The sequence below is a fragment of the Streptomyces sp. UF-297 genome (genome assembly GCF_058245575.1).
Map to the genome: position 1 here is coordinate 28452 of NZ_JBSIBZ010000004.1, position 24324 is coordinate 52775.

Sequence of the window (24324 nt, forward strand, 5' to 3'; positions counted from 1 at the left end):
GGTGATCCGGGCCGCCCCGGGAGCCGCGGGGCGTCCGCGGTCCGCAGGCCGTACGGCCAAACGTCCAGTGTGCCGCATCGGAGGGAAGGGGCAGGGCGGAGCGGGAGGACGGGCGGGCACGGGCCGTCGGGCCCGGCGGCCTCAGGGGGCGCGTCGTTGCAGTGCGCGCTGCTTGAGGGCGCGGAACCGGTCGACCGCGGCCTGGTCGGCGGGGGTGAGGGCGTTGGGGGTGACGGTGTTCTGGACGTCCTGGAGGGTGTGGGCGAGGCGGGTGCGGGACTGGCAGGCGGCGTCCGTAGTGGCGGTGCGGATCTCGTCTTCGGCGAGGGAGCGCAAGGTGGTGGCGGTGGCGGACGCCAGGCGGTCGGTGATCCGCTGCTGGGGGGCGTCGAGGGTGCCGGCGCGGTAGCCGCTGTCGGCCATGCAGCGGGACCAGGTGCGGATGGCCGCACGGTAGGCGGGGGCGGCTTCGACCGCGGAGTGGACGCGGGCCGCCAGACGGCCGGTGGTGGCCTGGAGGCGGTCCCACTCCGCGCCGTAGAGCCGCGCCTGAGAGCGGGCCACACAGCCGTCGGAGGAGTACATCAGCTTCGAGCCGTCCGGCAGCCGGACGGTCACCCGGTGGCGGGGCGTACCGGTCAGGGCCTGCTGCCACTGGCGCTTGCGGCGCTCGTCCAGCCCGGCGGGGATGGCCGCGTCCCCCGCGGGCGGCGGGTTCTGCTGGAGATGGAGGAATTCGCCGACGATGCCGTAGCCGTCCTGACGGGCGCGCTTTTCGGTGAGGAGCCCGTACGGATTCTTCTGCGCGGCGCGGGGTGAGGTGTCGGCGGGCTGGGGGAGATAGCGGAAACCCCGGTCGGCCATACAGGCGGTGACCGCCCGCTCTTCGAGGTCGTGCAGGCGCACGGCCGCCTCATGGGTGAACGCGGTGGCGCCGGACAGCGGACGCACATCGGGTGCCGGTGCGGGCCCGCGGCCGGACTGCCCCGATGAGGAGCAGCCGGCTGCGGTCAGCGCGCAGAGGGCGCCGATGGCGATGCGCTGTACGGCAGGTCGGCTCAACACCACTTGTTCGAGGCGACGTTGTGCCAGAAACGGGTGCCGGAGAGGTCGTCCGAGACGTACCCCTTCCTGAGCGTCCAGCCGTCACCGCCGTAATTGACCTTGGGCCAGAGAGTCACGTTGCAGGAAGCCCCGTTGTTGTAGAGCGACTCCGCGTTGTTGAACTTGTTGTACTGCAGCAGATTCTTGTTGTCGCCCTTCACCTTTCCCGGACTCCCCGCCCCCTTCTTGCCGAGATAGGCGCACAGATACTGGCTGGGACACTGGTCGTACGACGCGTTCGCTGCGCCTGCTGTGGCGAGAGTCAACCCGCCCAGAAGCGCGGCCCCGCCGATCAGTGCTCCTGCTCTCTTTGCTGCTCGCAGCATGCTGTTCCCCCTCTTTCGATGGCTGCTGATTCTCATCATCGACTCAGGTCAGAGCCGGTTTGAGCTGCCGATCGAGAATGCTAGAGGGGGCCCGGTGCCATTTGAAGACACCGGTGGGTTGATTCGATGCGATACGGATGCAGTATTCGCCGGAGCGGCTACAACTTTCGCGGTACGCCGCCCCTGAGGTTTTTATTCCAGGCGGCTGCGATAGGAAATTTTAAGGTACGCCGATCCGGTTATTGATTTCGCGGTGTCCGCGGTGCGGAATGACGCTACGCAGTTGACTCGTCGGCGAGTTCGGCGACCCCCGTGACGCGGTGCAAGGGGTAGGTGCGGATCTCGTCCGCCGTATGGTCGTACGCCGTCACGAAGCCGCCCTCCACCCGCACGGGGGCGATCACCCGCTGGCTGGCGGCGCCGTCGGCGTTGACGTAGCCGATCCACACCGCGGAGCCGGTCAGGGCCGCGGCCTGCATCGTGGCGAGGGTCTCCGCGGAGGTGGTGCGCGGGAGTTCGCCGCGGGCGGGGGGCTCGGTGGTCACCGGCCTGCGCTCCGCGGTCGCCGCCAGATCGCCCGCGCGGATGGCGCGTACGGCCGCCTCCAGCAGGGCGCGGTCGGGGGCGGGCGGGCCGTCGGGCACGGGGGCCGGGGCGGTGCGCGGCGGGGTGCGGTAGGAGTCGGCGCGGGCGATCAGCACATCGCCCTCGGCGGACTCGGCGGCCGGGGCGTACCCCATCGACCGCAGCGTCTCCAGGAGTTGGTCGGGAGCAGCGGTGCTCGCCAGCACGGTCGGGGCGAGGCGGCGCAGCCGCAGTCCCGCGGCGCGGCGGTCGGCGAGGATCTCCGCGAGCAGCGCGTCGTCGTCGCAGCGCAGGTACGCCGAGGCCGCGCCCACCCGCAGCCTGCCGTGCTTACGGGCCACGTCGTCGATGAGGTACGCCAGCGGCTGCGGCACGGGCGTGCGGGAGTGCGCGGCGAGGAAGGCGTGCAGGTCGGAGGCGGAGCGGCCGGCGTCCAGGGCGCGGCGTACGGAGGCCGGGGTGAAGCGGTAGACCGTGGCGCCGCCCTTGGACTCGACGTCGGCGAGGACCTCCAGCGCGTCGGCGAGCGGCCGGTGCAGCGGGCCGGGCGCGACGGCGGTCAGGTCGGCCTGGAGCAGGACGTGGTCCAGCGGCTCGGGCAGGAGCGGGGCGAGCAGGGCCGCGGCCTCGGTGGCCGATGCGGTGGCTTCGGCGGGGGTGCGGGGGGTGTCGGCGGGCGGGTCCGTGGTGGAGGCGCCGGCCTGCGGGCCGAGCAGGGCGCGGCCGTGCGAGGACAGCGCGCCGCGGCCCGTCACGCCCAGCGACTCGGCCTCGGTGAGCGTCCATTGGGCGATGCGGGCGCGCAGGTCCTCGGGTGCGGGTGCGGGCGTCTCCATGGCCGTACGGGCGCGGGGCGGCGCGGCCGTACGGGCTCCGCGCGCGACGCCGTTGGCGGCGGCGGTCTCCTTGGGGCCCTCGGCGGCCGGGGCGGCGGGCGCGCTGCGCAGCGGCCGCTCCCAGCGCAGCCGGGCCAGTACGGCCTCGGCCGGGACGGCGGTGCCGGGCGGCAGCGAGGCGAGCAGGGCGAGCGCGCGGTGGCGTACCTCCGGCGCGGGGGAGCGGTCGAGCCCCGGGCCGAGCGCGGACAGCGTGCGGCCCTTGGCATCCGCGGTGCCGGCCAGGCCTGCCGTACGGGTCGCGGTGAGCCAGGCGGCGGCCAGCACCGACCAGCGCCGCTCGGCGGGCAGTTGGCGCCACTCCTCGGCGGCGGGCGTGGGCGCGTACCGCTCGTCCGCCTCGCCGTCGGAGGCCAGCAGCCCGGCGGTGTAGGCGAGTTCGAGCCAGAAGGCGGCCAGCGGCTCGGTGGCGTCCAGGGCCACCGCGGTCCGCTTGAGGTCGCGCACGCTCAGCCCGCCGGCCCGCAGCACCGGCGGGCCGCCCAGGTCCCACTCCTTGAGCAGCTCCTCGACGGTGGCCAGCGCCGTGAACGCCTGGCCCGCCGCCGCGGCGTCCACCGTGCCCGGGTCCCGCTGGGTGGCGGGCGCGAGGGCGGGCGGCAGCGGCTCGGGCGTCCGGTGTGCGCGCCCGGCGCGCAGATGCAGGGCGGCCTCCCGGGGGAGGACGACGTTGCGCGGCCCCGAGGGCAGCAGCAGCCCGCGGTCCAGCAGCCACGTCAGATGGGCGGCCGGGCGGTCGGTGACCGCGCCGTAGGGCGGCCCCCAGCACAGCCGGTCCAGTACGGCGGCGGACTCGGCGGGCGCGGTGCGCAGCAGCTCCGCCATGCGCGTCCGGTCGGCGAACAGCGCGCCGAGCGCGGCCACCGCGGTCACCGGGTCGTGCGTCGGCGCCAGCCCGGCCCGCGCGATGATCTCCTGGATGCGGCCGGGGGACATACCGGCGGTGGCCTCGGCGACAGTGGGGCCCAGGCCGGTGGGGGAGGGGCGGGTCGCGGACGGCGCGAGCAGCTCGCGGGCGGTGCGCACCAGGCGCAGGCGGTCGTCGTTGCCCCAGACCAGCGCCTGGGTACGCAGGCTCGCCACGGCGTGCGGCAGGCGGGCCGCGATGTCCGCGCCGCCCTCGGCCCCGGTCCCGCCGTCGCCGGTCATCAGGGCGCTGAGGGTCTCGTACGGGCACGGGTCCGGCGCGACGGCCAGCGCCTCGGCGGTCTGCAGCGCGAAGCGGTCCAGGCGTTCGACCGCGCGCACGACCGAGGCGCGGGTGCCGGCGCGGGTGGCGAGCTGGGTGAGGTCGCCGGGGACGGGGTTGAGGAGGTCCGGGCGGGCCCGCAGCAGGTCGGCGAGTCCGCCCGGGCCGCCGTCGGGGCGGGAGCGGAGCGCTTCGGCGAGCGTGCGGGGCGTGTCACTCATTCGCTCCACGTTACCGTCGCGGGGCGCCGCGCCCGGCCCACACGCCCCACGGCCGACCGTTGGGGGACCGCCGCGCCGCCCCCGTTGCGCGGCCCGCCGCCGGCGGCGTGACGGGCGGCACGGCAGTACAGCCGGGCGGACGGGGACGGCCCCGCCGGGCGGCGAGACGATACCGTCGGCACATCAACAAGGCCGCTCCGCAGGGGATTTCGTGGGGATCGAGAGCGATCAACTCATCTTGGACTATCTGAGCCGGGTCGGGGACCTGGCCCAGCGCGGCGGACTGTCGTCCAAGGACCGTATGCAGCTGGTGGCCCGGCTGCGGACGGAGATAGCCGCCCAGCAGGCCGACACCGTCACCGGGGTCAAGCGGGTGCTGGCCCGTTACGGGACGCCGGAGGAGGTCGTGGCGGCGGCGGGCGGCGCGGGCATGGCCCTGCCGGACCCCGCGCCCGGGGACACCGGGCGCACCGGCAGACCCGGCGCGCGCGAGCGGCTGAGCGGCCTGTCCTGGCGCGGCGCGCTGACGGGGAACGGGCCCGCGGGCAAGGCCGGCAAGGCCGGCAAGGCCGACAAGGACACAGCCGGCAAGGAGGCCGGCCTGTCGGGGCGGGTGCCCCCGCCGCGGGACGGTGAGCGCCCGGTGGTCCCCGAGGCGATGGGCACGCCGCCCCATCTGGCGGGGATGGACGAGGTGGGCGACGGGGAGGTGGAGCCCGACTGGTGGCGCGTCGAGCCGGGCACGTACGCCCCCGACGAGACGGTGCCGGGCTTCGTCGGCGGCATCGAGATCCCGGAGATGAAGAAGCGCCCCGGTGACGAGGGCGAGGAGGGGGACGCGGCGGGCGGGCGGCCGCCGTCGCTGGAGAAGGTGAACGAGCCGGAGCGGGCAGCGGCACCGGCCGCCATAGCGGACGGCGGAACGGCGGCGGGCGAGGAGACCCGGCAGGCCGGGGCCGTCGTGGAGCCGGCCGGGCGGCAGGGCCGGACGCGCCGCGCCCTCGCCCGGTGGCGCGGCACCCGCCGGGGCGCGGTGCGCGCGCCCATGGGCCTGGCCGTGCCGCTGGCGGCGCTGTGCCTGGTGGCGGGCGCCGTGGCGGGCTGGTGGGCGGCGCTCGGGGTGGGTGCCGCGCTCGCCTTCGCCTCGCGCCGGCTGACCTGGGGCGAGGCCAAGTTCGCGGTGCTGGGCGTGCCGGGGGTGGGCGTCGGCGCGCTGGTGGTGTGGGTGTGGGGGCGGCTGGACGGCAGGTGGGGGGAGCCCGTAGCGCAGGGGCAGCTGGGCCAGGAGATCGTCGACGGGCTGCCGGTGGCCGTACGCGCGGCGGCTGTCGCCTCGGCCCTGGTCCTGGTGTGGCGGGCGAGGCGACAGCCGCGGTGAATCACGGGCGGCCCTGGACGGTCACTTCTTCGTCAGGTCCTTCTGCAGCTGGTCGAGGATCTTGTCGGCCGCCGAGTAGCCGATGCCCTGGATCCACAGCTGGTCGTCGATGCGGAAGGTCTTGCCGTCCTTGACGGCCTTCATGTTCTTCCACAGGGCGCCGCCGGTGATCTGGTCCTCGCGGGACTTCTCCTTGGCGCCGTAGGAGGTGTAGAAGATCGCGTCCGCGTCGGCCTTGTTGATCTGCTCGGGGCTGACCTCGACCATCAGGCCGTCCTTGGCGTCCTTGATGAACTCCGTCGGGGCCAGGCCGGCGTCCTTCAGTACGGAGGCGACATAGCTCTCGCAGCCGTAGACGCGGGTGTCGGCGCCCTGGATGAAGCGGACCACGTTGGTGGTGATGCCCTTGGTCGCCGGGTCGGCCTGCAGTGCGGCGGACACCTTCTTGGCGTGCGCCTCGTAGGCGGCGACGACCTTCTTCGCCTGGGGGATCTTGCCGAGCGCGTCGGCGTGCGTGGCGAAGTTCTGCTTCCACGGGTAGCCGGTGGTCTCGGTCATCACCGTCGGGGCGATCTTCTTGAGCTGCTCGTAGCGCTGGCCGTCGCGGACCTTGCTGGTCAGGATCAGGTCCGGCTGGAGCTTGGCGACGGCCTCCAGGTTGGGGGCGGCGATGTTGCCGACGTTGGCGATGCCCTCGACCTTGTCCTTGGGCAGGTAGTCCAAAAAGCCGGACTCGACGTTGGCGCGGGTGGCGCCCACCGGCTTGACGCCCAGCGTGATCGCGGAGTCCAGCTCGGCGGTGTCCAGGACGACCACGCGCTTGGGGGAGTCGGGGACCTCCACCTCGCCGTTGACCGTCTTGACCTTGTGCGTACCGGTGCCCGGGGGCAGCTCGGGGAAGGCGGTGGTGGGCGCGGGCTTGCAGTCGGCGGCCTTGAAGGACTTGCCGGAGCCGGAGGAGGAGCCGCCGTCGCCCGAGCCGCAGGCGGCCAGGGTCAGGGACGCGGCCACCGCGGTGGTCACGGCGAGCGCGGTACGGCGGCCGGAGAGCTTGGTGAGGGGCATGGTCGGCCCTTTCGTGGAGTACGGACTGAGCGGTGGTCAGACCTTGGCCGGGGACTGCCAGGGCCGGCCCGGGACGACGAGGGGGGAGCCGGTCACGGGGTCGGGGACGACGACCGAGGAGAGCCCGAAGACCTCCTGGACGAGCTCGGCGGTGACGACCTTGGAGGGGTGGCCCTGGGCGACGATCCGCCCGGACTTCATGGCCACCAGGTGGTCGGCGTACCGGGCGGCCTGGTTGAGGTCGTGCAGCACCGCCACCACGGTGCGGCCCCGGTCGTGGTTCAACTGCCGTATCAGGTCGAGCACTTCGACCTGATGGGAAATGTCCAGATATGTGGTGGGCTCGTCCAGGAGGAGCAGATCGGTCTCCTGGGCGAGGGCCATCGCGATCCACACCCGCTGGCGCTGCCCGCCCGACAGCTCGTCCACCGGCCGCTCCGCCAGCTGCGCCACGTCCGTGCGCTCCATGGCCTCGGCGACGGCCCGCTCGTCCTCGTCCGACCACTGCTGCCACCAGTGCTGGTGCGGCTGGCGGCCGCGCGAGACCAGGTCGGCGACGGTGATCGCCTCGGGCGCGACGGGCGTCTGCGGCAGCAGGCCCACGGACTGGGCGATCTTCTTGGTGGGGAGGTGCGCCAGGTCCGTACCGTCCAGCAGTACGGAACCGGAGCGCGGCTTGAGGAGGCGGCCCAGCGCGCGCAGCAGAGTGGACTTGCCGCAGGCGTTGGGGCCGACGATGACCGTCACCTCGCCGTGCGGGACGTCCAGGTCCAGGCTGTCCACGACCGTACGGGCCTCGTACGCCAGGGTCAGGCCGCGGGCCGTGAGCCGGCTCTGTGCGCGCGCGTCGCCGTTCTTGCTGCTCTCGGTCACGCTTTCCCTCCGGCGGCCCGGCTGCGGATGATCAAGTAGATGAGGTACGGGGCGCCGATGGCGGCGGTCAGCACGCCCACCGGCAGCTCGGTCGGCGCGAACAGCTTGCGCGCCAGCAGGTCGCCGGCCACGACGATCACCGCGCCCAGCAGCGCCGAGCACAGCAGCGGGATCTGCGCGGTACGGGTGAGACGGCGGGCGATCTGCGGGGCCAGCAGCGCCACGAAGTCGACCGGGCCCGCGGCGCCGGTGGCCAGCGAGGCCAGGACGACGCCGAGCGCCACCAGGCCGAGCCGGGTGCGGCCCAGCCGTACGCCGAGCGCGGTCGCGGTGTCGTCGTCCAGCGACACGGTCCGCTGGGCGCGGGCCGCCCACAGCACGGCGGGCAGCAGGATCAGCAGCGCCCAGCCCAGCGGGGCGGCCTCGGCCCAGCCGCGGCCGTTGAGCGAGCCGGTCATCCACACCTGTGCCTGCTGGGCGACGAGGTAGTCGCCCTTGGTCATGAACAGCGTGGTCACCGAGCGCAGGGCGATGGCGAAGCCGATGCCGATCAGGACGAAGCGGGTGGCGTGCAGGCCGCCGCGCCAGGCGAAGACGTAGACCAGGGCCGCGGCGAGGATGCCGCCGGCCACCGACACGTACGGCAGGACGGTGTACGAGGTGAGGCCGAAGGTCATCGCGCCGACGGTCAGCGCGCTCGCGCCCTGGCTGATGCCGATGATGTCGGGGCTGGCCAGGGGGTTGCGGGCGACGGTCTGGATCAGCGCGCCCGCGATGCCGAAGGCGGCGCCGACCAGCAGCCCCACCGTCATGCGCGGCAGCCGCAGCGTCCCGACCACCAGCTCCTGCGAGGACGGCTGCCCGAGCACCACCTTCAGCGCCTCGCCGGGCGCGACAAAGCTCTCCCCGAAGCAGAGGTACGCCAGGCACGCCGCCGCCAGCACGACCGCCAGCGCCCCGGCGACCACCGCCGCCCTCCGGTGCACCAAAAACGCCCCGCGCCCGGCCCGCACGACGCCGTACCCGGCAGGCCGGACCCGCGGCCGCCGCGCGCCCGTCTCAGCCGCCTCAACCGTGGCGCTCATACCGCCTGCCTCACTCTCATTCGCCGCCCCCCACCGACCCGATCCCCACCGGGCACCACCGCCGAGCCGGCGGTCACCGGTGCCGATCGGTCGGGCCGGGCCGGGTTGGGCACCGCCGTCATGGCGCGTCGTGGTTGCTCGCCGTCGCGGCGGAAGGGGTTGGCCGCCGCGGCGGCGGGACGTACGACGGCGCTTTCCGGCGGTGCCGAGCCGGCGGGCGTCGGTGTCGGTCGGCCGGGCCGGGTGGCGTCGTGGCGGGAGGGGATGGCCGGTCGGGGCCCGACGGCCGGGGTCATGCGGGGACCGCCTTGCGGCGGACCAGGGTGACCAGGAAGGGGACGCCGATGAGGGCGGTCATGACGCCGGCGGGGACCTCGGAGGGCGGGAAGACGATGCGGCCGAGGGTGTCGGAGACGAGGACCATGACGGGGCCCACCAGGGCGGCCATGGGCAGCAGCCAGCGGTGGTCGCTGCCGACGATCGCGCGGGCGATGTGCGGGACGGCCAGGCCGACGAAGGCGATGGGGCCGGCCGCGGCGACGCCCGCGCCGGTGAGGATCGTGGCGCCCAGGCCGCCGACGATGCGTACGGCCGCGACGTTCTGGCCCAGCCCCTTGGCGACGTCCTCGCCGAGCGCCAGGGCGTCCAGGCCGCGCGCGACCGCCAGTACGAGCACGGCGCCCACCAGCAGGAACGGCCAGATCTGGGCGGCCACTTCGCTGTCCCGGCCGGAGAGCGAGCCGACCTGCCAGAACCGGAACTCGTCCAGCGCCGAGGCCTTGGTGGTGAGCACCGCCATCGTCACCGAGACGAGCAGGGCGTTGATCGCGGCTCCGGAGAGCGCGAGTTTGACGGGCGTGGCACCGCCCCGCCCGCCGGCCGCGATCGCGTACACGACCACGGAGGCGATCGCGGCGCCGGCGAAGGCGAACCAGACGTAGCCGGTGAGGGTGTGCACCCCGAGGAAGCTGATGGCTAGCACGATGCCGACCGAGGCGCCCTGGCTGATGCCGAGGATGCCCGGATCGGCGATCGGATTGCGGGTGATGCCTTGCAGTACGGTCCCGGCCATCGCCAGCGCGACCCCGACCATCAGCCCGATCAGCGTGCGCGGCAGCCGCAGGAAGCGCACCACCTGGGCGGCGTCGCTGTCACCGCCGTACAGCACCGCGTCGATCACCTCGGAGGGCGCGAACTGGCGGCTGCCGACGGCGAGGGAGAAGAGCACCGCGAGCAGCAGGGCGAGCACCGCCACCGCTGTCCAGCAGATGCGCCGTTTCACCAGAGAGGCTCTGGGGCTGCTGGCCGTGGCGACTGACATCGGATCCATTTCGCGGTCGTGCGGCGTACACAGGTTCGCGGCGTACGGGATACGTACAGTTTCAGGTAAGGCGAGGCTTAGTGTACTGGCCGGTCGGTCGGCGGTCCCGGGCGCCCGAAACCGCGCCGGCCCCTCTGGGCACAATGGGCACCATGGCCTCGCACCCCCTGACGGTCGGCTTCGACCTCGACATGACGCTGATCGACTCCCGGCCCGGCATCAAGGCCGCCTATCAGGCGCTGTCCGCCGAGACCGGCACCTTCGTCGATGCCGACCTGGCCGTCACCCGGCTGGGACCGCCGCTGGAGCAGGAGATCCGCCAGTGGTTCCCCGAGGAGCGGGTGGCCCAGGCGGCGGCCCTGTACCGCGAGCTGTACCCCGCGCACGCCATCGCCCCTTCGCTCGCCATGCCCGGCGCCCGCGAGGCCGTCGCCGCCGTCCAGCGCCTGGGCGGCCGCGCCATCGTGGTCACCGCCAAGTACGAGCCCAGCGCCAAGCTGCACCTGGCGCACCTGGGCATCGGCGAGGACGCGGTCATCGGCGACCTGTGGGCGGAGGCCAAGGCCGAGGCGCTGCGCGAATACGGCGCGCGGATCTACGTCGGCGACCACACCGGCGACGTGCGCGGCGCGCACACCGCGGGCGCCCTGTCCGTGGCCGTGCCCACCGGGCCGTGCGAGGCGGACGAGCTGCGCGCGGCGGGCGCCGACGTCGTGCTGGGCGGCCTCGGGGACTTCCCCGCCTGGCTGGAAAGCTACGCCGCCGAGCGGTCCTGACCGCCGGGCGGCCGGGCGCGAATGGTCAAAAGCAGGCCGCGACCGATCAGGCGGCGGACCGCGAGCGACGCCGCTGGGCGGTCACCGAGCGCACCACTCCGGCTCCCGCGATCAGGAAACCCACTCCCATCAGCATGCTGACCAAATAGAAGACGGACGGCAGCGGATCGGCGCCGATGAACAGCGGTACCACAGTGGCGAGGGTGGCCACCGCGCCAATTAGGAAAACGATCGCGCCGATTCGGACCAGCAGATCCCCGGCCTGGGGAGTTTCGTCAGACACGGGACCAGGGTAAGTGCGGGCCAGAAGCGCGTAGGAACCACCCGGCGACGTCTTGTCACCAGGCACCGGAGCATTAGCCTTGGTGGTGGCGGGTCCTGTGGCCCGCTGCACTGCTATCCAGAGCTGTTTTCCGCGGAATCCACCGAGGTTCCGGGGCGAGCAGTGACCAGAAACTTCCGACGAGTACGAGGACGAGGACAGACGTGCCTACCGGCAAGGTCAAGTGGTTCAACAGTGAGAAGGGCTTCGGCTTTCTCTCCCGCGACGACGGCGGCGACGTCTTCGTACACTCGTCGGTGCTGCCCGACGGAGTGGACGCCCTCAAGCCCGGCCAGCGCGTCGAATTCGGCGTGGTGGCGGGCCAGCGCGGTGACCAGGCGCTTTCCGTGACGGTCCTGGACCCGGCGCCGTCGGTGGCCGCCGCCCAGCGCCGCAAGCCGGACGAGCTGGCCTCGATCGTCCAGGACCTCACCACGCTCCTGGAGAACGTCACCCAGCAGCTGGAGCGCGGCCGCTACCCCGACAAGGCACACGGTTCGAAGATCGCCGGCATGCTGCGCGCGGTCGCCGACCAGCTGGACGTCTAGTCATTGCGTCGAAGACCGCGACTACACCACCTATACGAAGTTCAGCGCATCCCGGCCGAGGGGCGGCACGAGCCCCTCGGCCGCCGCACGGGTGAGCAGCCCGCGCACCGCGGCGTAGCCGTCCTCGCCCAGGTCGGCGGTGAACTCGTTCACGTACAGCCCGATGTGCTGGTCGGCGACGGCCGGGTCCATCTCCTGCGCGTGCTCCAGCACATAGGCGCGCGAGGCCTCGGTGTCGTCCCAGGCCATCCGTACCGACTCGCGGGCCGCGTCGGCCAGCGCGCGCAGCCGCCGCTCGCCCAGCGACCGCTTGGCGATGATCGCGCCGAGCGGGATCGGCAGGCCGGTCGTGGCCTCCCAGTGCTCGCCCATGTCGGCGAGCTTGTGCAGGCCGTAGTTCTGGTACGTGAAGCGGGCCTCGTGGATGACCAGCCCGGCGTCCACCCGGCCGTCGCGCACGGCGGGCATGATCTCGTCGAAGGGCAGGACCTTCACCTCGCCGACGCCGCCGGGCACCTCGTCGGCCGCCCACAGCCGGAAGAGCAGATACGCCGTCGAGCGCTCGCTGGGCACCGCGACGGTCTTCCCCGCCAGGTCCGCCGCCTCGCCCGGCTCCCGGGTCAGCACCAGCGGGCCGCAGCCGCGCCCCAGCGCCCCGCCGCAGGGCAGCAGCGCGTACTCCTGAAGCACCCAGGGCAGCACCGCGTAGGACACCTTCAGCACGTCGAACTCGCCGCGCTCGGCCATGCCGTTGGTGATGTCGATGTCCGCGAAGGTCACGTCCAGCGCGGGGGCGCCGGGCACCTTGCCGTGCGCCCAGGCGTGGAAGACGAAGGTGTCGTTCGGGCAGGGCGAATAGGCGATCTTGAGCGCGGGGTCCGCGGGCGCCGTGGCGTTCACGGTCTGCTCTGCTGCGTCGGTCACGGCGTCCTCCAGGAGTTCAGGGCCCGCGGCAGCCGGCCGAAGGCGGCGGTCAGTGCGCCGAGCGCCTCGCCGATGCGCCAGGCGGCGCGGTCGCGCGGGCCGACGGGGTTGGAGATCGTACGGAGTTCGAGCACCGCGACCCCGTGGGCGGCGGCGGCCTCGGCGACCCCGAAGCCCTCCATCGCCTCGGCCAGCGCCCGCGGGTGACGGTCCATCAGTTCACTGGCCCGCTCGGCGCTGCCGGTCACCGTCGACCCGGTCAGCACGGCGCCGGGCGCCGCACCGGTGGCCTCGGCCACGGCCCGTACGAGCGCCTGCGGCGGCCGGTGGGAGTCCCGGCCGAAGCCCAGCGCGGTGACCGGGACGAAGCCCTCGTCGGTCTGCGCGCCCAGGTCGGCGGCGACGATCTCCTCGGCGACGACGGCCGAGCCGACGGGGGCCGAGCCGACGGGAGCTCCCGCGCCGTCGGGGCGCCGGAAGCCGCCGCCGATACCGGCCGAGACGACCAGGTCGTAGTGCAGCCCGCGGCAGGCGGCGGCGGTCAGCGCGGTCGCGGTGCCGGCCGCGGCTGCCGCCGGGCCGACCCCGGCGGCGAGCACGTCCAGGAGCAGACCGCCGGACGCCTTCGGTGCGATCCGGTGCACCGCGTAGCCGCCCGGCAGGGCGCTCTCCTCGGGCGGGCCGGGCGCGCACGCGGTCACCGCGTCGCGCTCGGCCGGTACGGCGGTGACGACCAGGATGTGCATCAGGGGCGCTCCCACGGCCTCGGTGCGCTCGGGGAAACCGGCGGCCTCAGGATTCCGCGCGCTTGAGCTTGATGTTCCACACGCCGGTGTACTCGCCGTTCTTGGACGTCACGATCGAGACGACGGTGGAGTCGGCCAGGCTGCGGGTCTGCTGGTTGTAGAAGAGCTGGTCGGCGTTGGGCACCGAGGCGTAGGTCTGCTTGCTGAGGTTGGTGATCGCGGCGTTGTTGGACAGCGCGATCCACCCCTGCTCGGCCATGTCGGGCTCCACGCCGAGCCGGACCTTGTCACCGGGGTGCACGGTGATCGTCTTCTTGGGCTCGGTGGACAGGCACTCCTGGAACTTCTCGCGCGCCTTCTTGTCCTCGCTGCCGAGGTTGCCGAGCACCTTGCCGTCCTCGTAGCAGGAGGCTTCGGCGGTCACGGTGTCCTTGCCAACGGTCACTGTGGCCAGCGGAGTCGGCTTCTCGCAGGCGGAGAGGGCAAGCATGCCCAGGGTCACGGCACCGAAAGCGGCAGCGGCACGGCGGCTCTTGCCCCGGGAAAACAACGCAGCGGTCATGCGGGCAGGCTATCGGGCGGCCCGGCTCAGGCCACGCGGGGGTGCGGCGTGCCGCGGCGGGCCGCGCCCAGCAGGCCCCGTACGGTCGCCGCCGCGCCGGCCGTCACCATCGCGGCGGCCACCGACATCCCGACCACCCCATTGAGCGGCAGCACGATCCCGATCGCACCGCCCAGGACCCAGGACAGCTGCAGCACCGTCTCCGAGCGCGCGAAGGCGGAGGTACGCACCTCCTCGGGCACATCGCGCTGGATCACCGCGTCCAGTGACAGCTTGGCCAGCGCCTGGCACAGGCCCGCCGTGGCCGCCGCGGCCGTCACCACCACCACCGCCACCACCTCGTAGAACACCGCGGCCGTCACCGTCGCGCCCAGCGCCAGCCCCAGCATCACCACGATGATCGCCTCCGGGCCGCGGGCCCGCAGCCAGGCGCCGACGGCCGTGCCCAGCGCGTTGCCCGCACCGGCCGCCACCCCGGCCAGCCCCAGCGACTCGGTCGGGGTCAGCCCGCCCAGCGGGTGCTCGCGCAGCAGGAAGGCCAAAAAGAAGATGAGGAAACCGGAGAGCATCCGCAGCGCGCTGTTGGCCTGCAGGCCGTGCAGCACCGAAGGGCCGACCGTACGCAGCCCGGGCCGCCGCTTGGACAGGACCGTGCCCTGGGTCTCCTCGGCCGAGGCGAGCCGGGCCGGCCGCTCGCCCTTGGCCGAGTCGACCTTGTGGGGCAGCGTGAAGGACAGCACGGTCCCCGCGGTGAACACCGCGAAGGCGCCGTACAGCGGCCAGCTCGGCCCGATCAGATGCAGCGCGCCGCCCAGCGGCGCCGCGGCCCCGGTGGCCAGCAGCCCCGCCAGGGTGACCCGCGAATTGGCCTTCACCAGGGCGATGCGCGGCGGCAGCAGCCGGGGCACGACGGCGGATCTCACCACCCCGTACGCCTTGGAGGACACCAGGACGCCCAGCGCCGCCGGATACAGCTCCAGACCGCCGCCGGCCACCGCGCCCGCCATCGTCAGCGCCAGCAGCGCGCGGGCCAGCATCGCGCCGGCCATGGCAGCCCTGCGGCCGTGCGGGATGCGGTCCAGCAGCGGGCCGATGACCGGGGCGAGGATCGCGAAGGGGGCCATCGTCACGGCGAGGTAGAGGGCCACCCTGCCGCGCGCCTGATCGGTCGGTACGGAGAAGAAGACGGTCGAGGCGAGCGCGATCGTGATCAACATGTCACCGGCGGAATTCACCGCGTGCAGCTCGATCAGCTTGCCCAGGCCCGACTCGCCCGCGCCGTGCGCGTGCGTGGCGCGCCGTATGCCACGCCCGGTGGCCGTGAAGGGCCGTCTCAGGGCATGCCCCACGGCCCGGCCCGCGTCTGCGGCCCGGTTGCCCCGGCGCTTGCCCGGTGCCCAGCCGGACACCCTGCTCGACGACCTCGCGGCAGCCACGTTGGCCATACTGCCCCAACTCGCCCATGTGAGGGCAGTTTCCGCTGGTTCCCGTGGGAGACACGGCGCGCCGTGCGGCCGGGTCGCCTGGGGCGGTGGCGGCTGCCGGTGACATTTGCCGCTCCCACCGGGGGGTCGTCCACGTTTGAAGGGGTAGCGTGTGTAGCGCGCCACCGGCGGTCGTCCTTGGCCGCGCGCCTTACCGCGATCCCGCAGAATGGTTCGTAATAGGTGCGCTCGACCGGGACCGATCGATCGGGCGCGGACGTCGACGCGGTCCCCTGGTCCGCTCCGCCCGCCCCGGCACGCCGGTCGTCCGGACAGGACAGGACAGCTCCGGCTGGCGCACTCGTGAGACGGCGTGGAAGAGAGAATCGATTCTTGTGAGTGCTGCGATGCGAAGCCGTACCCCGGACCGCCTGTGCGCCGAGGCGGTAGACCTTGCCCGCGCCGCGGCCGAGGAGGTCGCGCTCCCCGGCATGGTCGGCGAGCACGCCGACGCCGTGGCCGACGGGGACCGCGTCGTCACGCATCTCTTCGAGTGCAAGGAGCCGGGCTACCGCGGCTGGCGCTGGGCGGTGACGGTCGCCCGCGCCTCCCGCGCCAAGGTCGTCACGCTGGACGAGACGGTGCTGCTGCCCGGCCCGGACGCGCTGATGGCGCCCGAGTGGGTGCCGTGGAGCGAGCGGCTGCGGCCCGGCGACATGGGGCCCGGGGACCTGCTGCCCACCGAGGCCGAGGACCTGCGGCTGGAGCCGGGCTTCTCCGGTGAGGACGCTCCGCCGCCGAACTCCGTGCTCTCCCCGGAGATGGAGGACCGCGCGGCGGCCGAGGACGCCGACCTCGCGCCCGGCTCGCCCGCCGCGCAGCCGGGGGCACCCGCCCGCGGCAGCATCGCGGACCTCGCCGAGGAACTGGGCATGCGGCGCGCCCGGGTGCTGTCCCGGTACGGGCTGCACGCCGCGGCGGACCGGTGGGAAGAGGCGTACGGGCCCAAGACACCGATGGCGCAGGCGGCGCCCGCGTCGTGCATGAGCTGCGGCTTCCTGGTGCCGCTGGCGGGGTCGCTGCGGCAGGCGTTCGGGGTGTGCGCGAACGAGTTCGGGCCCGCGGACGGGCGGGTGGTCTCTTTGGGGTACGGGTGCGGTGGGCACTCCGAGGCGGCCGTGATGCCGAAGCCGCCGCGGCCGGCGCCGCCGGTTTTGGACGAGACCGTGGTGGAGCCGATGCCGTTGCGGCCGGACCGGTCGGGTGGCTCGGTGTCGGACACGGAGCCGGCGGAGGAGCTCGGCCACAGCTAGGCGCTGCGCTGCGCCTGCGTTGTTTTGCTCCGGGTCTGCCGGGTACGGCGCCGTTCGTGCTGTGCCCGCCTGCGGCGGGATCGAGGGTGTTTTCGGGCTGAGCCCCGGTGCTCCGGTGACGGTGGCGGCGGCTCCGGGGTGGGGTACTGGGCTGCTTCGCTTTACGCCCAGTACCCCACCCCAAAGCCACCGCCACCTCCCGTGGTCGTGGGGTTTCGCCCGGCCGGTGGGGGTGGCCGGGGGTGCCCGCCACTTTCCGTTGTGGTGGGTCCGTTCCCGGTGGGGTGGGGTTTACGGCGCGTGCGCAGGGCACCGGTACGCTGCGGATTCGACGAGGTGAGGGAGACGCGGACGTGAGCGGAGCGGGGATGGCTCGGGGGGCTTCCGAAGGGGCGGATCCGTTCGGGACCGCGCGGCTCAGGCGCGGTGTGCTGGATGCCTGGGCGGCCTCGCCGGCCCGGTTCCGCGAGGACGCCAACGCCGAGGAGGACCTCGCGCTGGGCGGCTACCGCGACCGGCTCGCGGTGGAGCTGGCGCAGAACGCCTCGGACGCGGCGGCCCGCGCCGGGATTCCCGGACGGCTGCGGCTCACGCTGCACCCCGCGAAGGCGGACGCGCCCGCCGTACTCGTCGCCTCCAACACCGGTGCGCCGCTGGACGCCAGCGGCATGGAGTCGCTGTCCACCCTGCGCGCGTCCGCCAAGCGGGAGGCCGAGGCCACCGGTGCGGTCGGCCGCTTCGGTGTCGGCTTCGCCGCCGTGCTGGCCGTCAGTGACGAGCCCGCGCTCATCGGCCGTACGGGAGGTGTGCGCTGGTCCCTGGCGGAAGCCCAGGAGATGGCGCGGGAGATCGCCCGGCACAGCCCCGGCCTGGGCAGTGAGCTGCGCCGCCGGGACGGGCATGTGCCGCTGCTGCGGCTGCCGCTGCCCGCGGAGGGCAGCGCGCCCGAGGGGTACGACACCGCCGTGGTGCTGCCGCTGCGCGACGGCGCGGCGCAGGACCTGGCGTCCCGGCTGCTGGCGGGCATCGACGACGCGCTGCTGCTGACGCTGCCCGGGCTCGCCGAGATCGTGGTGGAAACCCCGGACGGCGTACGGGAGTTGAGGCGGCGCCAGGACGGGCCGTACACCGTGGTCGAGGACAGTGCGCGCGGGCCCGTCCGCTGGCGGGTGGTCAGCCAGGGCGGGCCGCTGGACGCGGCGCTGCTCGCCGACCGTCCGGTGGAGGAGCGGCTGCGGCCGGTGTGGTCGGTGACCTGGGCGGTGCCGGTGGACGACGAGGGCGCGCCCGCGCGGCCCGGGACCAACGCCGTGGTGCACGCGCCCACGCCCACCGACGAACCGCTGGGGCTGCCCGCGCTGCTGATCGCCTCCTTCCCGCTGGAGCCCACCCGGCGCCATGTCGCGGCCGGTCCGCTGGCCGACTTCCTCACCGAGCGCGCGGCCGAGGCGTACACGGAGCTGCTGCGCTCCTGGCAGCCGGTGTCCACCGGCACGCTGGATCTGGTGCCGGGGCCGCTGGGCAAGGGCGCACTGGACGGCGAGCTGCGGCGGATGGTGCTGGAGCGGCTGCCGCGGGTGCGCTTCCTGCCGAGCGCGGCTGCTGGTGTGGCGGGTGGTGTCGATGCTGCCGCTGAGGAGTGGGAGGACGCGCCGGAGCCGGGCGGCAAGGGCGAGGAGCGCTATGCGCTGCGGCCCGTGGACGCCGAGCTGGCGGAGGGGGCGGGGGCCGGGACGGTCGCCGTGCTGGCCGAGCTGTTCCCCAGCCTGCTGCCCGCGGGGCTGGAGCGGCGGCCCGAACTGCGTGCGCTGGGCGTCGCCCGGGTGCCGCTGGGCGAGATCATCGACCGGCTCGCGGGTGTCGAGCGCGCGCCGCAGTGGTGGTGGCGGCTGTACGACTCGCTGGGCGGGACCGATCCGGACCGGCTGAGCGGGCTGCCGGTGCCGCTGGCCGATACCCGTACGGCGATCGGGCCGCGGCAGGTGCTGCTGCCGCTGACGCAGGAGGGCGCCGACGCCGCGGAGCGGCACCGTACGCTCGCCCGCCTCGGGCTGAAGGTCGCGCACCCCGGCGCGGTGCACCCGCTGCTGGAGAAGCTGGGGGCCACTCCCGCCTCGCCGCGTGCGGTGCTCACCACGCCGCAGGTGCGCTCGGCCGTCGCGCACTCGCTGGACTCCGAGGACGACTTCGACCTGCTCGGGGACGGCCTTCAGGGGCCGCTGGACGCCGAGACGCTCGCCGAGACCGTGCTCGGGCTGGTGCGCGACGCGGGGCTCGCGCCCGGCGACGAGCCGTGGCTGGGCGCGCTCGCACTGCCCGACGAGGACGGGGAGCTCGCGCCCGCGGGCGAGCTGGTGCTGCCGGGCAGCGCCTTCGAGCAGGTCATCCGTGAGGGTGAACTCGCGGCCTGTGACGCGGAGTTGGCGGAACGTTGGGGCGAGCAGCCGCTGACCGCTGTCGGCGTGCTGGCCGACTTCGCGCTCGTACGCGCCCAGGACGTGGTCCTGGACCCGGACGAACTGGAGCCCAGGGACGGCGACTTCGCCGAACCGGACGACGCCGGGCTGCTGGACGCGGTGGACGTGTGGTGCGAGGACGTCCTCGACGGGCTGCCGGACACCCCCGTGCCGCCGGTGGCCACCGAGCTGGTCGCCGTACGCGATCTGGACCTGGTGGACGACGACGCCTGGCCGCAGGTGCTCGCGATGCTCTCGCGGCCGCCGCTGCGGGACGCGCTCACCGCCCCGGTGCGGGTGCTGCTCCCGGACGGCCGGCACGAGCTGGTACGGCCCTACACCGCGTGGTGGCTGCGCGGGCACCCGGTCCTGGACGGGCGGCGCCCGGCCGGGCTGCGGGCCGCGGGCGGCGACGAGCTGCTGGCCGGGCTGTACGAGGCCGCCGACGCGGGGGAGGTGGACGCCCAGGTGCTGCGCGCGCTGGGCGTGCGCACCTCGGCGGCGGCGCTGCTGGAGGAGCCGGGCGGCGCGGCCGAACTGCTCTCCCGCCTGGCGGACGAGGACCTGCCCGTCGGCACGGCCCAACTGCACGCGCTCTACGGGCTGCTGGCCGACCTGGAGCCCGAGCAGGTGACCCTGCCCGAGGAGCTGCGGGTCGTGACGGACGGCGAGGTGGGGGTGGCCGACGCGGCGGACGCGGTGGTCGCCGACGCGCCGGACCTGATGCCGCTGGCGGCCGGTCTGCCGCTGCTGCCGGTGCGCCCGTCCCGGGCCGCCGACCTCGCCGAGCTCTTCCAGGTGCGCCGTCTGAGCGAGCTGTTCACCGCTGCCGTACGCACCGAGGGCACCCGCCACGAGGTCCCGGACCCCGTGCGCGCCCTCCTCGGCCCCGCCACCCCCGGCTCCTACATCGAGCACGAGGAGCTGTTCCTGGAGGGCGAGGACACCGAGCTGGACTGGCGCTTCACGCCCGACGGCACGCTGCACGCCGCCACCCTGGAGGGCGTCGCGGCGGGCCTGGCCTGGGCGGCCGGACAGTGGCCCCGCCGCTTCGAGGTGGCGGCCCTGCTGGAGGACCCGGACCGGGTGGAAGAGCTGGCCAGGGCCCGCTGGTTCGACTGAGCGCTCCCGACGGCTCAGAAGTCGTCGGCGCCGTTGCGCAGTTCGGGGGTCCAGTAGCCGGTCGCCCACTTCGCCGGGTCGACGGCGATGCCGCTGCCGCCCGGGGCCCGCACCGCGGTCATGCCGCCGCCCTGGAGGGTGACGGAGAAGGCGGTGACGGGCTCGGTGTTCTCGGTGCGCCCGCCGTCGGAGAGCTTCACCAGGGCGTACGCGGGGGCGCCGGGGGTGAGGACGACGGGGGCGGCGGGCTTGCTCTTGGCGACGGCCGGCACGTCCTGCTTGTGGCTCTCCAGGAACTGGATGTGCGGGAAGCCGGTCAGCTTGCAGCTGCGGGAGGCGGTGTTCTTCGCCGTCAGCACGATGTGGGTGTAGGGCGGCCCGTCCTGGTGGGCGGCGCTGATACGGACGTCCTTGGTGGTGCAGGCGGGCGCGCCCGCGGCCCCTGCCCCGGCGGAGGCCTTCGCGGCGCCGCCGCCGTGCGGGGCGCCGGTGTTGTCGCCCGTACCGCCGCCGGTGGCCTTGTGCGTACCGGTGGCCTTCTCGCCGCCGCTCTGGTGCGCGGAGTCGTTCTGCGCGGACTGTTCGGCGGCGGGGGCCTGGCCCGTGGCCTTCGTGCCGGACCCGTCGCCGCCGCACGCGGTGAGAGCCAGGGCGAGCACGGCGGTGGACGCGGCGGCGAGAGCGGTGGAGCGGCTGCGGAGCGTACGCATGGGATGTCCCCCTGGGGAAATGGCGCGGGCACTCGCCCTCTGTTCCGGCGAGCCGCGCCTGACCTGCTGACATCCATGAGTGTTCAGGCCGCCGCTAACGTCCGGCTGCCTCGTCGCTAACGGGCGGCTGACGTCCGGGGCCGGGGAGGGCGCCGCGGCAGGTGTGCTGCCGCGGCACCTGTGTCAGGAGTTGATGTACTTCTTGACGACGAGGCAGATGAGCGTGATCACGGCGGCGCTGATGATCAGCCACTCCCACCACTGCGTGCTGCCCCCGCCGCCGCTGGATGTGCCCTGATGGCCGTAGCGGTGATGTGCGTTCGCCAGAACCTCGACGGCGATCCCCGTTGTGTAAGACATGCGCGGGACTCTAGGGGCGGGTGGGGCGGGGCACCAGCGCCGTCGGGGTCTGTGGCCGGTTCCGGCCGTATCAGGAGGGCTGTTTGCGGCCGAGGACGCGCCAGGTGATTTCCAGCAGGGCGGAGGCGGCGACGGCGATGCCCACGGCGGTCCAGGGCATGGTCGTACCGACCAGCTTCAGCTGGAAGAAGTCCTGGAGCCAGGGGGTGACCAGGACGATGACGAAGCCGAGGCCCATGACGGCGACCAGGCCGATGCGCCACCAGGTGTAGGGGCGGGCGATGATCGCCAGGACCCACATGGCGACGAGGAAGAGCGTCAGGGTCGTGGCGCTGGTCTCCGCCTCAAGATGGCCGGGGCCGCTGTAGTGGCTGCGGGCCAGGAGGTAGGTGGTGAAGGTGGCGGCGCCCGCGATGACGCCCGACGGCAGGGCGTACCGCATCACGCGTTTGACGAAGTTGGGCTGGGCGCGCTCCTTGTTGGGGGCCAGGGCCAGGAAGAACGCGGGGACGCCGATGGTCAGGGTGGACAGCAGCGTGAGGTGGCGGGGCAGGAAGGGGATCGGGATCTGCCAGATGGCGACCAGGATGGCCAGCAGGACGGAGTAGACCGTCTTGGTCAGGAAGAGGGTCGCGACGCGGGTGATGTTGCCGATGACGCGGCGGCCCTCGGCGACGACCGAGGGGAGGGTCGCGAAGCTGTTGTTGAGCAGGACGATCTGGGCGACGGCGCGGGTGGCCTCGGAGCCGGAGCCCATGGAGACGCCGATGTCGGCGTCCTTGAGGGCCAGGACGTCGTTCACGCCGTCGCCGGTCATCGCGACGTTGTGGCCGCGGGACTGGAGGGCTGCGACCATGTCGCGCTTCTGCTGGGGCGTGACGCGGCCGAAGACGGCGCCCTTCTCCAGCACATCGGCCATCTCGGACTGGTCGGTGGGCAGTTGGCGGGCGTCGACCGGGGCGTCCGCGCCGGGCAGGCCGAGCTTTCCGGCCACCGCGCCGACCGAGACGGCGTTGTCACCGGAGATGACCTTGGCCTGGACGTTCTGCTCCTCGAAGTAGCGCAGGGTGTCCGAGGCGTCGGGCCGCAGCCGCTGTTCGAGGACGACCAGGGCGGTGGGCCGTACGCCCTGGGCGACCGCGGGGTCGTCCAGCTCCTTGTCGGAGCGGGCGAGCAGGAGTACGCGCAGGCCCTGGGAGTTGAGGTCGTCGATCTCGGCGAGGGTGGCGTCGCCGGGCGGCAGCAGGACGTCGGGGGCGCCCAGCAGCCAGGCGGCGGACTCGCCGTCGGGGGAGTTGAGGCAGGCGCCGCTGTACTTGCGGGCGGAGGAGAAGGGCAGCGACTCCGTGCAGCGCCACTCCTGGCTGTCCGGGTAGGCGTCGATGATGGCCTGGAGCGAGGCGTTGGGGCGGGGGTCGGACTCGCCGAGCGCGCCCAGCACCTGCTTGACGTACGCCTCGTCGCTGCCGTTGAGCGGGCGCAGCTCCGAGACGTCCATGCCGCCCTCGGTGAGCGTGCCGGTCTTGTCCAGGCACACCACGTCGACCCGGGCCAGGCCCTCGATGGCGGGGAGTTCCTGGACGAGGCACTGCTTGCGGCCCAGGCGGATGACGCCGATGGCGAAGGCGACGGAGGTCAGCAGGACCAGGCCCTCGGGGATCATCGGGACGATGCCCGCGATCATCTTCGCCACCGACTCCTTGCCCGGCAGCTTGAGGGTGAACAGGTGCAGGATGATCAGCGCGACCGAGGTCGGGATCATCATCCAGGTCACGTACTTCAGGATCTGGCTGATGCCGCTGCGCAGCTCGGAGTGGACGAGCGTGAAGCGGGAGGCCTCCTCGGCGAGCTGGGCGGCGTACGCCTCGCGCCCGACCTTGGTGGCGGTGAAGGCGCCGCCGCCGGCGACCACGAAGCTGCCGGACATGACCTTGTCGCCGGGCTTCTTCAGGACCGGGTCGGCCTCGCCGGTCAGCAGCGACTCGTCGATCTCCAGGCCGTCGGCCTCCATGACCTCGCCGTCGACGATGACCTTGTCGCCGGGGCCCAGCTCGATCAGGTCGCCGAGGACGACCTCGGAGGTGGGGACCTGGGCGGCCACGCCGTCGCGGCGGACCGTCGGCTTGGCCTCGCCGATGACGGCGAGGTTGTCCAGGGTCTTCTTGGCGCGCAGCTCCTGGATGATGCCGATGCCGGTGTTCGCGATGATCACGAAGCCGAAGAGGGAGTCCTGGATCGGGGCGACGACCAGGGCGATGACGAAGAGCACGCCGATGATGGCGTTGAAGCGGGTGAAGACGTTGGAGCGGACGATCTCGGCGGTCGAGCGCGAGGACCGTACGGGGACGTCGTTGACCTCGCCCCTGGCCACCCGCTCGGCGACCTCGGCGGTACTCAGCCCCGTATGGGCCGGTGGGGGAGCGGCCACGCCGCTGCCACCGGCGGCTGGGCCGCCCGGCTCGGGTCCCTCGACTTCGGTCTTCGCCCGCTGCGTCATGCATTCGACGGTACGGGCGGACTGCCCGATTTACCCGCTGAATACGCACAGAGAGGTGGTGGGGGTTATTACAACGTCAGGTGGCAACCCCCGGCACCCTGGTTGCGTCCGCCCCCGTCCCGCCATGTGTACGGACATGTCGGGATGTCGTGCGGGCGTATCAGGCCGCGTCCGCGCCGCCCGCCGCGGCCTCGGCCGCGTGCCGCTTGATGGCCGCGTCGCGCTTGCGTACGTACCAGACGCCGAGCAGGCCCAGGGCGCCGCCGGCCAGGCAGGTCCACACCCACCAGGTGTGGCCGTTGTCGGCGAACCAGCCGTAGAACGGCAGCTGGGCGAGGAAGAGCACGAACCAGATGATGGTGCCGCCGGTGATCGTGCCGACGACGGGACCCTCCAGCGGCGGCGGGGCCTCGCGCAGTTCGGACTTCTTCCACATGGGGGTCAGCTTACGGGGCGCCCGTACCCGGTCCTGTATCAGGGAGGCGGGGGCCAGTGGCCACAGGGGTCTACGCGCGGAGATA

21 protein-coding genes are annotated in these 24324 nt (G+C 73.7%); 5 read left to right on the forward strand and 16 right to left on the reverse strand.

The window, feature by feature from the left end:
* Positions 1 to 141 precede the first annotated feature (141 nt).
* The 3 genes from AC4IJH_RS03995 to AC4IJH_RS04005 all read right to left on the reverse strand — a co-directional run bounded on the left by AC4IJH_RS03995 (position 142) and on the right by AC4IJH_RS04005 (position 4321).
* Positions 142 to 1068, reverse strand: a complete 927-nt coding sequence (locus tag AC4IJH_RS03995) for a hypothetical protein (RefSeq protein ID WP_490850075.1) — start codon at positions 1066 to 1068, stop codon at positions 142 to 144.
* Entirely contained in the window at positions 1059 to 1430 is a 372-nt protein-coding gene (locus AC4IJH_RS04000; protein WP_490850076.1) for a peptidase inhibitor family I36 protein, read from the reverse strand. The genes AC4IJH_RS03995 and AC4IJH_RS04000 overlap by 10 nt, the downstream gene beginning before the upstream one ends.
* Positions 1431 to 1705: 275 nt before the next feature.
* On the reverse strand, positions 1706 to 4321 hold the full coding sequence (locus tag AC4IJH_RS04005; protein WP_490850077.1) for a helicase-associated domain-containing protein: 2616 nt from the start codon (positions 4319 to 4321) through the stop codon (positions 1706 to 1708).
* Positions 4322 to 4532: 211 nt separating this feature from the next.
* Here AC4IJH_RS04005 and AC4IJH_RS04010 point away from each other — a divergent pair, with 211 nt between their 5' ends.
* The gene (locus tag AC4IJH_RS04010) at positions 4533 to 5699 is read left to right on the forward strand and encodes a hypothetical protein (protein ID WP_490850078.1); all 1167 of its coding nucleotides are present in this window, start codon (positions 4533 to 4535) and stop codon (positions 5697 to 5699) included.
* A gap of 21 nt (positions 5700 to 5720) precedes the next feature.
* Here AC4IJH_RS04010 and AC4IJH_RS04015 read toward each other — a convergent pair whose 3' ends face one another.
* From AC4IJH_RS04015 to AC4IJH_RS04030, 4 genes are all read right to left on the reverse strand, one after another.
* Positions 5721 to 6764, reverse strand: coding sequence for an ABC transporter substrate-binding protein (locus tag AC4IJH_RS04015; protein WP_490850079.1), 1044 nt, complete (start codon positions 6762 to 6764; stop codon positions 5721 to 5723).
* Positions 6765 to 6800: 36 nt separating this feature from the next.
* Entirely contained in the window at positions 6801 to 7637 is an 837-nt protein-coding gene (locus AC4IJH_RS04020; RefSeq protein WP_490850080.1) for an ABC transporter ATP-binding protein, read from the reverse strand.
* A complete protein-coding gene (locus AC4IJH_RS04025) occupies positions 7634 to 8722 on the reverse strand; it encodes a FecCD family ABC transporter permease (RefSeq protein ID WP_490850081.1) in 1089 nt (362 codons plus the stop codon). The genes AC4IJH_RS04020 and AC4IJH_RS04025 overlap by 4 nt, the downstream gene beginning before the upstream one ends.
* Positions 8723 to 9014: 292 nt before the next feature.
* Positions 9015 to 10043, reverse strand: coding sequence for a FecCD family ABC transporter permease (locus AC4IJH_RS04030; protein WP_490850206.1), 1029 nt, complete (start codon positions 10041 to 10043; stop codon positions 9015 to 9017).
* 152 nt (positions 10044 to 10195) lie between these two features.
* Here AC4IJH_RS04030 and AC4IJH_RS04035 point away from each other — a divergent pair, with 152 nt between their 5' ends.
* The gene (locus AC4IJH_RS04035; RefSeq protein ID WP_490850082.1) at positions 10196 to 10819 is read left to right on the forward strand and encodes an HAD family hydrolase; all 624 of its coding nucleotides are present in this window, start codon (positions 10196 to 10198) and stop codon (positions 10817 to 10819) included.
* Between the two features lie 46 nt (positions 10820 to 10865).
* Here AC4IJH_RS04035 and AC4IJH_RS04040 read toward each other — a convergent pair whose 3' ends face one another.
* On the reverse strand, positions 10866 to 11102 hold the full coding sequence (locus AC4IJH_RS04040) for a hypothetical protein (RefSeq protein ID WP_490850083.1): 237 nt from the start codon (positions 11100 to 11102) through the stop codon (positions 10866 to 10868).
* A 203-nt stretch (positions 11103 to 11305) separates the two neighbouring features.
* Here AC4IJH_RS04040 and AC4IJH_RS04045 point away from each other — a divergent pair, with 203 nt between their 5' ends.
* Positions 11306 to 11689, forward strand: a complete 384-nt coding sequence (locus AC4IJH_RS04045; protein WP_490850084.1) for a cold-shock protein — start codon at positions 11306 to 11308, stop codon at positions 11687 to 11689.
* Between the two features lie 30 nt (positions 11690 to 11719).
* Here the strand turns inward: AC4IJH_RS04045 and AC4IJH_RS04050 are convergent, their stop codons facing one another.
* From AC4IJH_RS04050 to AC4IJH_RS04065, 4 genes are read right to left on the reverse strand one after another with little or no spacing between them, the layout of a single operon-like run.
* Positions 11720 to 12613, reverse strand: a complete 894-nt coding sequence (locus AC4IJH_RS04050) for a 1,4-dihydroxy-6-naphtoate synthase (RefSeq protein ID WP_490850085.1) — start codon at positions 12611 to 12613, stop codon at positions 11720 to 11722.
* Complete coding sequence (locus AC4IJH_RS04055) at positions 12610 to 13359, reverse strand: futalosine hydrolase (protein ID WP_490850086.1); 750 nt, start codon at positions 13357 to 13359, stop codon at positions 12610 to 12612. Before AC4IJH_RS04055 ends, AC4IJH_RS04050 begins: the two co-directional genes overlap by 4 nt.
* A 46-nt stretch (positions 13360 to 13405) precedes the next feature.
* Complete coding sequence (locus tag AC4IJH_RS04060; RefSeq protein ID WP_490850087.1) at positions 13406 to 13921, reverse strand: hypothetical protein; 516 nt, start codon at positions 13919 to 13921, stop codon at positions 13406 to 13408.
* A gap of 26 nt (positions 13922 to 13947) precedes the next feature.
* The gene (locus AC4IJH_RS04065) at positions 13948 to 15357 is read right to left on the reverse strand and encodes an MFS transporter (RefSeq protein WP_490850088.1); all 1410 of its coding nucleotides are present in this window, start codon (positions 15355 to 15357) and stop codon (positions 13948 to 13950) included.
* Between the two features lie 395 nt (positions 15358 to 15752).
* Here AC4IJH_RS04065 and AC4IJH_RS04070 point away from each other — a divergent pair, with 395 nt between their 5' ends.
* The gene (locus AC4IJH_RS04070) at positions 15753 to 16658 is read left to right on the forward strand and encodes a DUF3027 domain-containing protein (protein WP_490850089.1); all 906 of its coding nucleotides are present in this window, start codon (positions 15753 to 15755) and stop codon (positions 16656 to 16658) included.
* A 368-nt stretch (positions 16659 to 17026) separates the two neighbouring features.
* The gene (locus AC4IJH_RS04075) at positions 17027 to 20236 is read left to right on the forward strand and encodes a sacsin N-terminal ATP-binding-like domain-containing protein (RefSeq protein WP_490850090.1); all 3210 of its coding nucleotides are present in this window, start codon (positions 17027 to 17029) and stop codon (positions 20234 to 20236) included.
* Positions 20237 to 20250: 14 nt separating this feature from the next.
* Here AC4IJH_RS04075 and AC4IJH_RS04080 read toward each other — a convergent pair whose 3' ends face one another.
* The 4 genes from AC4IJH_RS04080 to AC4IJH_RS04095 all read right to left on the reverse strand — a co-directional run bounded on the left by AC4IJH_RS04080 (position 20251) and on the right by AC4IJH_RS04095 (position 24239).
* On the reverse strand, positions 20251 to 20946 hold the full coding sequence (locus AC4IJH_RS04080; protein ID WP_490850091.1) for a DUF4232 domain-containing protein: 696 nt from the start codon (positions 20944 to 20946) through the stop codon (positions 20251 to 20253).
* Positions 20947 to 21129: 183 nt separating this feature from the next.
* Positions 21130 to 21306 carry a hypothetical protein gene (locus AC4IJH_RS04085; protein WP_490850092.1) on the reverse strand — a complete coding sequence of 59 codons (177 nt, stop codon included), beginning with the start codon at positions 21304 to 21306 and terminating at the stop codon, positions 21130 to 21132.
* 70 nt (positions 21307 to 21376) lie between these two features.
* Positions 21377 to 23803, reverse strand: a complete 2427-nt coding sequence (locus AC4IJH_RS04090; protein ID WP_490850093.1) for a cation-translocating P-type ATPase — start codon at positions 23801 to 23803, stop codon at positions 21377 to 21379.
* A gap of 160 nt (positions 23804 to 23963) precedes the next feature.
* Positions 23964 to 24239, reverse strand: coding sequence for a DUF2530 domain-containing protein (locus tag AC4IJH_RS04095; RefSeq protein ID WP_490850094.1), 276 nt, complete (start codon positions 24237 to 24239; stop codon positions 23964 to 23966).
* Between the last annotated feature and the right edge of the window lie 85 nt (positions 24240 to 24324).